This is a genomic window from Pseudomonas sp. IT-232MI5 (assembly GCF_949767845.1).
Lineage (GTDB): Bacteria > Pseudomonadota > Gammaproteobacteria > Pseudomonadales > Pseudomonadaceae > Aquipseudomonas.
Window position 1 is genome coordinate 46,302 of the sequence record NZ_CATKQE010000044.1, and the last position, 12,747, is coordinate 59,048.

A 12,747-nucleotide genomic window follows, 5' to 3' on the forward strand; every position below is an offset into this window, starting at 1 on the left:
TCCTTATGAGGCGCCCGTCTTGGCGCCTGCCAGCGAATGGCCGGCTCATCTGTTCAATACAAAACCGCTTATTTGCGCGAGAAATGCACGACCAAACGGTCGCCCACCATCTGCAGCACTTGCACCAGAATCAGCAGCAACACCACGGTGACGATCATCACGTCAGTCTGGAAACGCTGGTAGCCGAAACGGATCGCCAGGTCACCCAGACCACCGGCGCCGACCACACCGGCCATTGCCGTGTAGGAAACCAGTGTAATCGCCGTCACCGTAATCGCTGCATAGATGCCCGGACGGGCCTCTGGCAACAACGCGTTGAGAATGATCTGCCGCGTGGTCGCGCCCATGGCCTGGGTCGCTTCGATGATGCCGCGATCGACTTCACGCAGCGCGGTTTCCACCAGACGCGCGAAGAACGGCGTGGCACCCACCACCAGCGGCGGAATCGCACCGGCCACGCCCAGCGACGTGCCAGTGATCAGCACGGTGAGCGGGATCATCACGATCAACAGAATAATGAACGGCAGCGAACGCAGGATGTTCACTGCCAACGACATGATCGCGTAGAGAACGCGGTTTTCCAGCAACTGGCGCGGGCTGCAGAGAAACAGCAGCACGCCCAGCGGCAGGCCGAGCAACACGGTGAACAGCAGCGAGCCGCCGAGCATCATCATGGTGTCGTTGGTCGCCAGGCCGATTTCCAGCCAGTCGATGTTCTGGAAGAACAGCTTGATGGCTTCTATCGCAGCGTCGTAATTCTTGATTGCAGCGTCGAACATTTCCATTAACGCAGCACCTCCATGTGGACATCAGCGGCGGTGAAGCGGGCGAAGGCCGCTTCCATGTCGCCACCGGTGACGGCCAGGGTCAATTGCCCGTAGGGGATGTCTTTGATGCGGTCGATACGACCGGCGAGGATGCTGTAGTCGACCCCGGTTTCCCGGGCGACAGTACCGAGCAAAGGCGCGTAGGTCGCTTCGCCCTGGAAGGTCAGACGGACGATACGGCCCGGCACGTGCGCGAAATCATCACGCTGCTCGCCTTCATCGACCTGCTCGTCTTCCTGAACAAAACGCTTGGTGGTCGGGTGCTGCGGATGCAGGAACACATCGGCCACCGAACCTTGCTCGACGATCACGCCAGCGTCCATCACCGCCACTTGATCGCAGACGCGACGAATCACGTCCATCTCATGGGTAATCAGGACGATGGTCAGTTTCAGCTCGCGGTTGATCTCGGCCAGCAGTTGCAGCACCGAGGCCGTGGTCTGTGGGTCGAGGGCACTGGTGGCCTCGTCGCACAGCAGAATTTTCGGCTTGGTCGCCAAGGCGCGGGCGATGCCGACGCGCTGCTTCTGGCCGCCGGACAATTGCGCCGGGTACTTTTTGGCGTGGTCGGACAAACCGACGCGCGCCAGCAGTTCAGCCACACGCTGATTGATCTCGCTGGTCGATAATTCACCGGCCAGGGTCAGCGGCAACGCAACGTTGTCGGCGACGGTCTTGGAGGCCAACAGGTTGAAGTGCTGGAAGATCATCCCGACTTGCTGACGGAAACGGCGCAGGCCTTTGGCGTCGAGCGCGGTGACTTCTTCACCGTCGACGAAGATCTTGCCGCCGCTGGAATCTTCCAAGCGATTGATCAGACGCAGCAGGGTACTTTTTCCCGCACCGGAATGGCCGATCAGGCCGTAGACCTGACCGTTCTCAATCGAGAGACTGGTCGGGTGCAGCGCGGGAATGTCCTTACCGGCGACGCGGTAAGTCTTGTGGACGTTTTGAAACTCGATCACGTAGCGAACCTTGTGGGGCGCGTTAGAAAAGGATCAGCGGTTAGCCGGGCGCGCATTTTAGCCTGTCCGTATAGAGGTTCTTAGCATTTATTTCGCAATTAACCTTCGATTTGGCAATAACAAGATCAAAGGTCATAAAAAAGGAACGTCCAAAGCAGCCCATCAGTCACTAAGTAAGCGACTTGAAAACCCTGGGTGCCGTGCCCGGGAACCACTCAAGAGTCCCCGGCGAGCATCGGGGTCAACCGAGGAGTTTACGACTGATGAGCAAGAAGCCTACGACCGATAAAAGCCAGATGGCCGGAACCGATGCCCCGGATCGCGCCAACACCAACGCCAAACTCGACAGCCTGGAGAAGTTTCGCTCCGACGCCACCGGCCAGGCACTGCGCACCAATCAGGGCGTCAAGATTGCTGACAACCAGAACACCCTCAAGGCCGGCCCGCGTGGGCCGTCGCTGCTTGAAGACTTCATCATGCGTGAAAAAATCACGCACTTTGACCATGAACGCATCCCGGAGCGCATCGTCCACGCGCGCGGCACTGGCGCCCATGGTTTCTTTCAGGCTTACGAGAACCATTCGACGCTGACCAAGGCCGGTTTCCTACAGGATCCGGGGAAAAAGACCCCAGTGTTCGTACGCTTTTCCACCGTGCAGGGCCCGCGCGGTTCCGGCGATACCGTACGCGACGTGCGTGGCTTCGCGGTGAAGTTCTTCACCGATGAAGGCAACTTCGACCTGGTCGGCAACAACATGCCGGTCTTCTTCATTCAGGACGCGATCAAGTTTCCCGACTTCGTCCACGCGGTGAAACCTGAGCCGCACAATGAAATCCCTACCGGTGGCTCTGCCCACGATACCTTCTGGGATTTCGTCTCGCTGGTGCCGGAGTCAGCGCACATGGTCATCTGGGCGATGTCCGACCGGGCGATCCCGAAAAGCCTGCGCAGCATGCAGGGCTTCGGCGTGCACACCTTCCGCCTGATCAACGCAGAGGGCAAATCACGCTTCGTCAAATTCCACTGGCGCCCTACTGCCGGCACTTGCTCACTGGTGTGGGACGAGGCGCAAAAGCTCGCCGGTAAAGACACCGACTACCACCGTCGCGACCTCTGGGAAGCGATCGAGATGGGCGACTATCCGGAATGGGAACTCGGCGTGCAGATCATCGAGGAGGAAAACGAGCACGACTTCGATTTCGACATCCTCGACCCGACCAAGCTGATCCCCGAAGAAATCGTGCCGATCACGCCGCTGGGCAAAATGACCCTGAACCGCAACCCGGACAACTTCTTCGCCGAGACCGAGCAGGTCGCGTTCTGCCCTGGCCACATCGTGCCGGGCATCGACTTCTCCAATGACCCGTTGCTGCAAGGTCGGCTGTTTTCCTACACCGATACGCAAATCAGCCGACTCGGCGGGCCGAACTTTCACGAGCTGCCGATCAACCGCCCGGTCGCGCCGTTCCACAATGGCCAGCGCGATGCGCAACACCGCACGGTGATCGACAAGGGCCGCGCCTCTTATGAGCCAAACTCGATTGATGGTGGCTGGCCGAAAGAAACGCCGCCGGCCGCGCAGGACGGTGGGTTCGAAAGTTATCCAGAGCGCATCGACGCGAACAAGATCCGCCAGCGCAGCGAGTCGTTCAGCGATCACTTCTCTCAGGCAACGTTGTTCTTCAACAGCATGAGCGATCACGAGAAGGAGCACATCATTGCCGCGTACAGCTTCGAGCTGGGCAAGGTTGAGCGCGAGTTCATCCGTGCGCGAGAAGTGAACGAGATTCTGGCCAACATCGATCTGGAACTGGCCAAGCGTGTGGCGGCCAACCTGGGTCTGCCGGCACCGAGCAAAGGTACGGTGGATGTGCGCAAGGTGTCGTTCGATCACTCGCCGTCATTGAGCCAGGCTAATTTGCTGCCAGAGAACATCAAAACCCGAAAAGTCGCAATTCTTGCAGCGAACGGCGTTGATGGTGCAGCGATTGATGCGATGAAGAAGGCATTGGCGGCTGAAGGTGCGCACGCGAAATTGCTCGGCCCGACTTCGACGCCGGTGAAAACTGCGGACGGAAAAATGTTGCCTGTGGATGCTTCGATGGAAGGAATGCCATCAGTAATCTTTGATGCGGTGTTCGTGCCGGGTGGCGCGGCGTCGGTCAAGGCATTGAGCGGCGACGGTGTGGCATTGCACTACGTGCTGGAGGCCTACAAGCATTTGAAGGCGATTGCGTTGCATGGAGAGGCCAAGCAATTGCAGGATCTGCTGAAGCTGGAGGCGGATGCCGGGTTGTTGCAAGGCAAGGATGTACCGGCGTTGACCAAGCCGTTCTTCGCGGCGATCGGGCAGCATCGGGTTTGGGATCGTGAGCCTAAGGCGAAAGCGATTCCAGCTTAAAAAGCAAAAGATCGCAGCCTTCGGCAGCTCCTACAGGGTGTACCTCAATTCCATGTAGGAGCTGCCGCAGGCAGCGATCTTTTTACGGTTTACGCGGACTCAAAACCATCTGCGCCGGCACCGTGCGCACGGTCTGCTTCTCAATCTTCAGATCAAAATCCGGATCGAGCTTCTTGACCCGCTTGGTCAGCAACGTCGCCAACCAAGGATAATCATCGGTCCGTGGCGCCTGAATCGTCACCCCACACTCATAATTCACCACATCAGCGGCGATCGCATCGAGTTGGCGACGAAGTTTGTGGCTATCGGTGATATTCAACGCAACCGTGGTGCTCTCGGCAGTCGGATCGATCACTTTGGCTTTCGGCTTGGCTTCGGCTGCCAACAGCGCCGCTTCAGCCTTTTCCAGTTCAGCCTTGCGCGCCTCGGTAATGGCGCCATTGACGCCACCGGTCAGCGCCGGGGCTTTCGGCATCAGCGCGCGGGCACGGCTCAACGCTGTGGCGGCCGCATTCACATCACCCTTCTGCAGCACGATCTGGCTGCGACGCAGATACGCTTCGGCAAGCTGCCGCTGGTATTGCTCAAGGGATTGATCGTTGGGGGTTTCTTTCTGCAAAGCAGCCAATTGATCTTCGGCAGTGGCCAGTTCGCTGCTGGCCAGGCTTTGCTCCAGCTGTGCGATGGCCGTAGCCCGCGCATCGGGGACTTCGGCCACCGGCGGCGTGCTTTGGCAGGCGCCGAGCAGCACTGAAAATGCGACAAGGAGCAGATAACGGGAGGCGAACGGCTTCATTCCTGCGACTCTCTATTTGCGCAAAAAGCGGCCAAGTCTACACCCCACGACGGGGCAGAACAAAACTCAACAGAAACAGTGCGGCCGCCGTCACAACGATTGACGGCCCGGCCGGGGTGTCCTTGAACCACGACAGCGCCAGCCCGCCACACACCGCGAGCATGCCCAGCAGGCTCGCGCCCAGTGCCATCTGCTCCGGCGAACGGGCGTGACGTTGTGCCGCAGCCGCCGGAATGATCAGCAGTGAAGTAATCAGCAACACACCGACGATTTTCATCGCCACCGCAATCACCACCGCAATCAACAGCATCAGCGCCATGCGCAGACCCGCCACCGGCAGGCCTTCGACCTTGGCCAGTTCTTCATGCACGGTGATCGCCAGCAATGGCCGCCACAGCGTCACCAGCAACACCAGCACCGCCGCGCTGCCGCCGAGGATCCACGCCAGATCGGTCGGGCTGATCGCCAGCAGGTCGCCGAACAGATAGGCCATCAGGTCAATCCGCACTTCATGCATGAAGCTTAGTACCACCAGGCCGAGAGAGAGCGTGCTCGGTGCGAGAATTCCCAAAAGCGTGTCAGACGCCAGCGGTTGACGCTGTTGCAGCGTGACCAGCAGCACCGCCAGCAGCAGGCATCCGACCGTCACTGCGACCGTCGGGCTGACATCCAGCAGAAAGCCCAACGCCACGCCGAGCAGCGCCGCGTGGGACAAGGTGTCGCCGAAATACGCCATGCGGCGCCAGACCACAAACGAACCCAACGGACCTGCAACGATCGCCAACGCCAGACCTGCAAGCAGGGCATACAACAGAAAATCAGCCATGCTTGCAGTTGTCTCCGTGAACGTGAGGTTGGCCAATAACCGGCCCTTTGACCACCGAACCGTGCAGGTCGTGAGCATGGTCGTGATGGTGGTGGTAGACCGCCAGGCTCTGCGCATTCTTGCCGAACAGCTCGACGAACGCAGGATCGCCGCTGACCTGCTCGGGATGCCCGGAGCAGCAGACGTGACGGTTGAGGCAGACCACCTGGTCGGTGGTGCTCATCACCAGATGCAGATCGTGGGACACCATCAACACGCCGCAGCCATGGCGATCGCGCAGACGGGTGATCAGGCTGTACAGCTCGGCCTGGCCAGCGACATCGACGCCTTGCACCGGCTCATCAAGCACCAGCAGTTCCGGTTCGCGCAGCAGCGCCCGAGCGAGTAGTACGCGCTGCATTTCGCCGCCGGAAACGCTTTGCACCGGGCTGTCGATAACGTGTTCGGCGCCGACTTCTTTCAACGCGGCCAGCGCACGCGGACGGTCAACGCCCGGCACCAGGCGCAGAAAGCGCAGCACCGAAAGTGGCAGTGTCGGATCGACGTGGAGTTTTTGCGGCATATAACCGACGCGCAGCTTCGGCTTGCGCCAGACGCTGCCGCTGTCCGGCTTCAACAGGCCCAGCACAGCACGCACCAGCGTGGTCTTGCCGGCGCCATTGGGGCCGATCAGGGTGACGATCTGCCCCGGCTCGACGCTCAGCTCAATGTTGTCCAGCACAGCCTGCCCGGCAAACGTGACGGCGACCTGCTCCAGACGGATCAGCGCATTGCTCATCAAGCCCCCTGGCAACCGGAGCACAGACCGACGACTTCGACGGTTTGCGCCTCGACGATGAAACCGACGTCCTTGGCGCTGTTGATGATCGCGTCGCTGATCACTTTTTGCTCAAGTTCAATGGCAGCGTGGCAATCGCGGCAAATCAGGAACTGGCCCTGATGCGCATGCTCCGGGTGCACGCAGCCAACGAAGGCGTTCAGCGAAGAAATACGATGCACGAGGCCGTTTTCCAAAAGGAAATCCAGCGCGCGGTACACGGTCGGCGGCGCGGCGCGGCGGCCGTCCTGCTCGCTGAGCACGGCGAGAATGTCGTAGGCGCCCAGCGGCTTGTGGCTTTGCCACACCAATTCCAGCACCCGGCGGCGCAACGCGGTCAGGCGCAAGCCTTTCTGGGCGCACAAGGTATCGGCCTCGGACAAAGCGCTGTGCACGCAATGAGAGTGGTCGTGGGGACGGCTGGCAATCGGTGTAATAGGCATGGGCGGCGACGAGTTTTGATAGAGACGTTATTATGTTACCCGTTCTCGCCTCCTTGAGTGGTCATCGTGTCCCGACTTTTTTCTGTTTTTGTGGCTTTTGTCGCCAGTTTTCTGCTGATCGGTTCGGCTCAGGCCGAGGTCAAAGTCCTCACCAGCATCAAACCGTTGCAGCTGATTGCAGCGGCCGTGCAGGACGGCGTAGCGATTCCCGAAGTGCTTCTGCCGCCGGGTGCTTCGCCACACAATTACGCGCTGCGACCATCCGACGTACGGAAGGTGCAATCGGTGGATCTGCTCTACTGGATCGGCCCGGACATGGAAGGTTTCCTGCCGCGCGTGCTGAATGGCCGGACACTGCCGAGCGTCGCCGTGCAGGACTTGCCGGGGATGCATCTGCGCCGTTTCGCTGAAGACAGCCATTCCCACGCCGAAGAGGCTGACGAGCATGATCACGATCATCGTCCCGGCACGCTGGATGCGCATTTGTGGCTATCGCCGGTGAACGCGCGGGTGATTGCCGACAAGATGGCCGCCGACCTCAGCGCCGTCGACCCGGCTAACGCCGAGCGTTATCAGAGCAATGCCAAGGCGTTTGATGAGCGTCTGGATGCACTGGATCAGCGTTTGAAAAAGCGTCTGGCCAGTGTTGAAGGCAAGCCTTACTTCGTCTTCCACGAGGCGTTTGATTATTTTGAAGAGGCTTACGGCCTGAAGCATGCCGGTGTGTTCAGCGTGGCTGCCGAAGTGCAGCCGGGCGCGCAACATGTCGCGGCGATGCGCAAGCGTTTGCAGGAAGTGGGCAAGACTTGTGTGTTCAGTGAACCGCCGTTGCGTCCGCGTTTGGCCGAAACATTGGTGGCTGGCCTGCCGGTGAAACTGGCTGAGCTGGATGCGTTGGGCGGGTACACCCCGGCGACGGCTCAGGGCTATGAGCAGGTGTTGGAAAAGTTGGGCAATGATTTGGCGGGATGCCTGGAATCTCTGTAACCCCATAGAAAAAGATCGCAGCCTTCGGCAGCTCCTACAGGGTGTACATCAATCCCATGTAGGAGCTGCCGAAGGCTCGGGCCGCGTTCGGACGATCTTTTGATCTTAAAGGGCGAAAGGCAACGGTGTGTGCACCTGCTGCCGCTGCGCCAAGCGCTGCTCAAACTCCTTGGGATCGTGAATCAACACGTCCTGCCCGGCAAACTGCTCCGCCGCGATCAACCGCGACAGCCAGAACCGCACACAGGCCACGCGCAACATCGTCGGCCACAACTCAGCCTCCGCCGCCGTGAACGGGCGCAACGCTGCATAAGCGCCAAGGAATGCGCGAGCACGCGGGCCATCGACCAAACCGTCCTCGTCCGAACACCAGTCGTTCAAGGCAATCGCCACGTCATAGAGCATCGGCCCCGAGCAGGCGTTGTAAAAATCGATCAGCCCGGTCAGGTGCGTGCCTTCAAACATCGCGTTGTCGCGAAACAGGTCGGCATGAATGTTCGCCCGAGGCAGCGCGAGGATCTTGTCTTTACGCTCGGTGATTTCATCCAGGGCCTTCTGCAGCAAAGCACGCGGCTCATCGCTCAGGTGCGAGAGCAACTCGCTGCCCTCCTCCTGCATCCAGTCCAGGCCCCGATCGGTCTTGCGCTTGATCATGCGCTCGCCTTGGGTCGCCAGGTGCAGGTGCGCCTGCAACTCGCCAACCTGCGCGCAATGCTGAGCATTGGCGACCTTGATGTGCTTGCCGGACAGGCGCGGTTGCAGCAGCGCCGGTTTGCCTTTCAGCTCACGCAGCGCCACGCCATCAGTGGTGCGCAACGCGTACGGCACTGGCAAGTCGGCTTCGTGGAGCACGTCGAGCAGGTCGATGAAGAACGGCATCTCCTGCACCGGGCCGCGTTCGACCAGGGTCAGGACAAACTCGCCCTGCTCCAGGCTGATAAAGAAGTTGGTGTTTTCGCTGCCGGCGGCGATCCCCTGGAAATCAAGCAGACGGCCAAGCCCGTAAGGGGCGAGAAAGGTTTCCAGCTCGGGCCGAGCCAGGGGAGTGAACACAGACATGGTTAAAAACTGCTCAGTTCAGGCGTCGCGGTCAGGCGACGCCGATTAAAAGTCGGGAATCTTACTTCCAGGTAAAGATTTCCCACGACGGAATCAGCATATCCGGCTGGTCGGAGCGGATGTAATTCGCATCCGTGCCATCGGCGCGCACCAGGAAATAAGGTTTGCCACCCTTTGGCGTGACCTTGATCGCATAGACGAAGCCACTGCGACTGTATTCCTGGATGACCTTGTCACCTTCAGTGTGCGTGTTGATCGTAACTTCCGGCTCCGAAGCGGGCGCATCATCCGCCGCCATCGCGGCCAACGGTGAGGCAGCAATCAGACCGACCAGCAGCAAGCGATTTAACGTACGCATGATAACCTTGTCCCTTTGTCGTCAACGGTCCCGCTATTCTAGCGCCGGACCCGCCGAAAAGGTTGATCCTGCTCATGAGCCAAGCCCCCCTCGTCCTGGTGGACGGTTCGTCTTACCTGTATCGCGCGTTTCACGCGCTGCCACCACTGACCACCTCCAAAGGCCTGCCGACCGGTGCGGTCAAAGGCGTGTTGAACATGCTCAAGAGTCTGCGCAAGCAGTACCCGGACAGCCCGTTCGCCGTGGTGTTCGACGCCAAGGGTGGGACATTTCGCGATGAGATGTACGCCGAATACAAAGCCAACCGCCCAAGCATGCCCGATGACATGCGCGTGCAGATCGAGCCGCTGCACCAGAGCGTGATCGCCCTCGGTTTCCCGCTGCTGTGCGTGGAAGGCGTCGAGGCCGACGACGTGATCGGCACCCTCGCCCGCAGCAGCGCGGCGGCGGATCGTCCGGTGATCATCTCCACCGGCGACAAGGACATGGCGCAATTGGTCGACGGCCACATTACCTTGGTCAACACCATGTCCGGTAGTTCGATGGACGTGGAAGGCGTGAAGGAGAAATTCGGCGTCGCACCGGAGCAGATCATCGATTATCTGGCGCTGATGGGCGATTCGTCCGACAACATTCCGGGTGTGCCGGGCATTGGCCCGAAGACCGCTTCCGGCTTGCTGGTCGGGGTCAACGGCGGCCTTACCGAGCTGTACGCGAATCTCGACATCGTTCCGAGCCTGCCGATTCGCGGCGCGAAAACCCTGCCGGCCAAGCTCGAAGAGCACAAGGAGATGGCGTTCCTCTCCTATCAACTGGCGACCATCAAGGTCGACGTGCCGCTGGACGTCGAACTCGACGATCTGCAAATGGGCGCGGAAGACCCGGCCAAGCTCTACGAGCTGTACTCGCTGCTGGAATTCAAGAGCTGGATCAACGATCTGGATCGCGACGCCAAACGTCTGGAGCTGAGCGCGGCCAGCGAGCCTGCACCGGCCGGCGATCTGTTCAGCGCGCCAGCAGCAGAAGCGCCTGCTGCTCCGACCGAAGCCGCGTATGAAACCATCCTCGATCAGGCGCGTTTCGACGTCTGGCTGGAAAAACTGAAGAACGCCAAACTGTTCGCCTTCGACACCGAAACCACCGGCATCGACGCGCAACAAGCGCAACTGGTCGGCCTGTCGTTCGCCGTGCAGGCCAACGAAGCCGCGTACATTCCGCTGACCCACTCCTACATCGGCGTGCCGGAGCAACTGGATCGCGACACCGTACTGCGCGCACTCAAGCCGATTCTGGAAGATCCGAGCAAGCTCAAGGTCGGCCAGCACGCCAAGTTCGACATGAATATCCTGGCCAATTGCGCCATCGGTGGTGATCAGAGCCAAGGCATCACCGTGCGCGGCATCGCCTTCGACACGATGCTTGAGTCCTACGTGCTCAATTCCACCGCGACCCGCCACGACATGGACAGCCTCGCGCAGAAGTACCTCGATCACACCACCGTAAGCTTCCAGGACATCGCCGGCAAAGGCGCCAAGCAGCTGACCTTCGACCAGATCGCCCTGGAGCAGGCCGGCCCTTACGCCGCCGAAGACGCCGACATCACCTTGCGTCTGCACCAGACGTTGTTCGAAAAACTCAGCGCGATCCCGAGTCTGGCCAGCGTCCTGACCGACATCGAAATTCCGCTGGTGCCGGTGCTGGCGCGCATCGAACGCCAAGGCGCGTTCGTTGACGCTGAGCTGCTCGGCATCCAGAGCATCGAGTTGGGCAACAAAATGGTTGCGCTGGAGCGCGAAGCGTTCGAAATCGCCGGGGAAGAATTCAACCTTGGCTCGCCGAAACAACTGGGCGTGATTCTCTACGAGAAACTTGGTCTTCCGGTGCTGAAGAAGACCGCCAAGGGCCAGCCGTCCACTGCTGAAGAAGTGTTGGCGAAGCTCGCTGAAGAAGATCACCGCTTGCCGAAGGTGCTGATGGAGCACCGCTCGATGAGCAAGCTGAAAAGCACTTACACCGATCGCTTGCCGGAGCAGATCAACCCGCGCACCGGCCGTATTCACACCTCATATCATCAGGCTGTGGCGTCGACCGGGCGCTTGTCCTCCAGCGATCCGAACCTGCAGAACATTCCGGTGCGTACGGCTGAAGGTCGACGCATTCGTCAGGCGTTCGTCGCGCCGAAAGGCTACAAACTGCTGGCGGCAGACTATTCGCAGATCGAGCTGCGAATTATGGCGCACCTGTCCAAGGACGAAGGCCTGATGAATGCCTTCCGCAACAACCTGGACGTGCACACCGCCACCGCTGCCGAAGTGTTCAAGGTCGAACTCAACGAGGTGACCTCCGACCAGCGCCGTGGCGCCAAGGCGATCAACTTCGGTCTGATCTACGGCATGGGCGCACAGAAGCTCGGCAAGGACATCGGCGTCGACACCAAGACTGCCAAGGCTTACATCGACACCTACTTCGCCCGTTATCCGGGGGTTCGCGAGTACATGGAGCGCACCCGCGCGCAGGCGGCGGATCAGGGTTATGTCGAAACCTTCTTCGGTCGTCGCCTGTATCTGCCGGAAATCAACTCGAACAAGCCGCAGGAACGCGCCGCCGCCGAACGTACGGCGATCAACGCGCCGATGCAGGGCACGGCCGCCGACATCATCAAGAAAGCCATGGTGGCAGTGGATAACTGGCTGGCGACGTCCGGGCTGGACGCCAGAGTCATTCTGCAGGTGCACGATGAACTGGTACTGGAGGTTCGCGAGGATCTGGTCGAACAAGTCAGTGCCGAGATCCGCGTACACATGAGCGAAGCGGCGAAACTGGATGTACCGCTGCTGGTCGAAGTGGGTGTGGGCAACAATTGGGATGAGGCTCACTGAGCCTTTTGAACACGGTTTGCCGCGACCTGTTGTCGCGGCAATGCCGGTAAAACCTGCTTATTTCAAAAAGCGCTTGGGATTATTCCAAAGCTTTTTGAAAAAAATCTGAACTAATCTGGAAGGTCACTACTCAGAGTTACTGAATGGCTGGTGAAGCCCTTCGATGCTCCTATGTTGTGTTAAGTGTTGGCAGATATCTGAACCCCGCCCTAGCGGTTCGGAACTTAAACCCCGGAACTTCTCCCTCCCCAATGAAGTCCGGGGCTTTTTTTGCCCGAAAATTGGCTGTGGCACGCTCAGACTGCGTCGAAAGCACAGCTAAAAATGCTCATTTAGGTACCCTAAACTCCGCTTTTTAGCTGTGCTTTCGCCTTGCCTGAGCGCACCA

11 protein-coding genes are annotated in these 12,747 nt (G+C 59.9%); 3 read left to right on the top strand and 8 right to left on the bottom strand.

From position 1 onward, the window contains the following. Positions 1-68: 68 nt before the first annotated feature. Entirely contained in the window at positions 69-779 is a 711-nt protein-coding gene (locus tag ACM6JQ_RS18710; protein ID WP_172680176.1) for a methionine ABC transporter permease, read from the bottom strand. Positions 780-784: 5 nt separating this feature from the next. After that, entirely contained in the window at positions 785-1,792 is a 1,008-nt protein-coding gene (locus ACM6JQ_RS18715; RefSeq protein ID WP_007911748.1) for a methionine ABC transporter ATP-binding protein, read from the bottom strand. Between the two features lie 260 nt (positions 1,793-2,052). Between ACM6JQ_RS18715 and katE the strand changes: the two genes are divergently transcribed. Then, positions 2,053-4,194 carry a catalase HPII gene (katE, locus tag ACM6JQ_RS18720; protein WP_414894603.1) on the top strand — a complete coding sequence of 714 codons (2,142 nt, stop codon included), beginning with the start codon at positions 2,053-2,055 and terminating at the stop codon, positions 4,192-4,194. Positions 4,195-4,276: 82 nt separating this feature from the next. Here katE and ACM6JQ_RS18725 read toward each other — a convergent pair whose 3' ends face one another. Genes ACM6JQ_RS18725 through ACM6JQ_RS18740 form a run of 4 tightly spaced genes read right to left on the bottom strand, consistent with a single transcriptional unit; the run spans position 4,277 to position 7,076 of the window. Beyond that, positions 4,277-4,990 (bottom strand): PA5502 family lipoprotein, encoded by a 714-nt coding sequence (locus ACM6JQ_RS18725; RefSeq protein ID WP_095113105.1) that lies wholly within the window; start codon positions 4,988-4,990, stop codon positions 4,277-4,279. 37 nt (positions 4,991-5,027) lie between these two features. Beyond that, on the bottom strand, positions 5,028-5,816 hold the full coding sequence (gene znuB, locus ACM6JQ_RS18730; protein WP_007911758.1) for a zinc ABC transporter permease subunit ZnuB: 789 nt from the start codon (positions 5,814-5,816) through the stop codon (positions 5,028-5,030). Then, positions 5,809-6,594 carry a zinc ABC transporter ATP-binding protein ZnuC gene (gene znuC / locus ACM6JQ_RS18735; protein ID WP_007911759.1) on the bottom strand — a complete coding sequence of 262 codons (786 nt, stop codon included), beginning with the start codon at positions 6,592-6,594 and terminating at the stop codon, positions 5,809-5,811. Before znuC ends, znuB begins: the two co-directional genes overlap by 8 nt. Further along, complete coding sequence (locus ACM6JQ_RS18740; protein ID WP_007911760.1) at positions 6,594-7,076, bottom strand: Fur family transcriptional regulator; 483 nt, start codon at positions 7,074-7,076, stop codon at positions 6,594-6,596. Before ACM6JQ_RS18740 ends, znuC begins: the two co-directional genes overlap by 1 nt. Before the next feature lie 66 nt (positions 7,077-7,142). Between ACM6JQ_RS18740 and ACM6JQ_RS18745 the strand changes: the two genes are divergently transcribed. Further along, complete coding sequence (locus tag ACM6JQ_RS18745; RefSeq protein WP_095113240.1) at positions 7,143-8,063, top strand: zinc ABC transporter substrate-binding protein ZnuA; 921 nt, start codon at positions 7,143-7,145, stop codon at positions 8,061-8,063. Between the two features lie 105 nt (positions 8,064-8,168). On the opposite strand, the gene ACM6JQ_RS18750 is transcribed toward ACM6JQ_RS18745, so the two are convergent. After that, entirely contained in the window at positions 8,169-9,122 is a 954-nt protein-coding gene (locus tag ACM6JQ_RS18750; RefSeq protein WP_123376014.1) for a homoserine kinase, read from the bottom strand. Between the two features lie 61 nt (positions 9,123-9,183). Continuing rightward, a complete protein-coding gene (locus ACM6JQ_RS18755; RefSeq protein WP_008081231.1) occupies positions 9,184-9,480 on the bottom strand; it encodes a DUF2782 domain-containing protein in 297 nt (98 codons plus the stop codon). Positions 9,481-9,554: 74 nt separating this feature from the next. On the opposite strand from ACM6JQ_RS18755, the gene polA reads away from it, so the two are divergent. Then, positions 9,555-12,359, top strand: coding sequence for a DNA polymerase I (polA, locus tag ACM6JQ_RS18760; RefSeq protein WP_414894483.1), 2,805 nt, complete (start codon positions 9,555-9,557; stop codon positions 12,357-12,359). The last annotated feature ends 388 nt before the right edge of the window (positions 12,360-12,747 follow it).

Bases quoted from the DNA above. Each gene is read 5' to 3' on its own strand.
- ACM6JQ_RS18710 (WP_172680176.1), bottom strand. From the start codon at position 779: ATGTTCGACGCTGCAATCAAGAATTACGACGCTGCGATAGAAGCCATC.
- ACM6JQ_RS18725 (WP_095113105.1), bottom strand. From the start codon at position 4,990: ATGAAGCCGTTCGCCTCCCGTTATCTGCTCCTTGTCGCATTTTCAGTG.
- znuB (WP_007911758.1), bottom strand. From the start codon at position 5,816: ATGGCTGATTTTCTGTTGTATGCCCTGCTTGCAGGTCTGGCGTTGGCG.
- znuC (WP_007911759.1), bottom strand. From the start codon at position 6,594: ATGAGCAATGCGCTGATCCGTCTGGAGCAGGTCGCCGTCACGTTTGCC.
- ACM6JQ_RS18740 (WP_007911760.1), bottom strand. From the start codon at position 7,076: ATGCCTATTACACCGATTGCCAGCCGTCCCCACGACCACTCTCATTGC.
- ACM6JQ_RS18750 (WP_123376014.1), bottom strand. From the start codon at position 9,122: ATGTCTGTGTTCACTCCCCTGGCTCGGCCCGAGCTGGAAACCTTTCTC.
- ACM6JQ_RS18755 (WP_008081231.1), bottom strand. From the start codon at position 9,480: ATGCGTACGTTAAATCGCTTGCTGCTGGTCGGTCTGATTGCTGCCTCA.
- polA (WP_414894483.1), top strand. From the start codon at position 9,555: ATGAGCCAAGCCCCCCTCGTCCTGGTGGACGGTTCGTCTTACCTGTAT.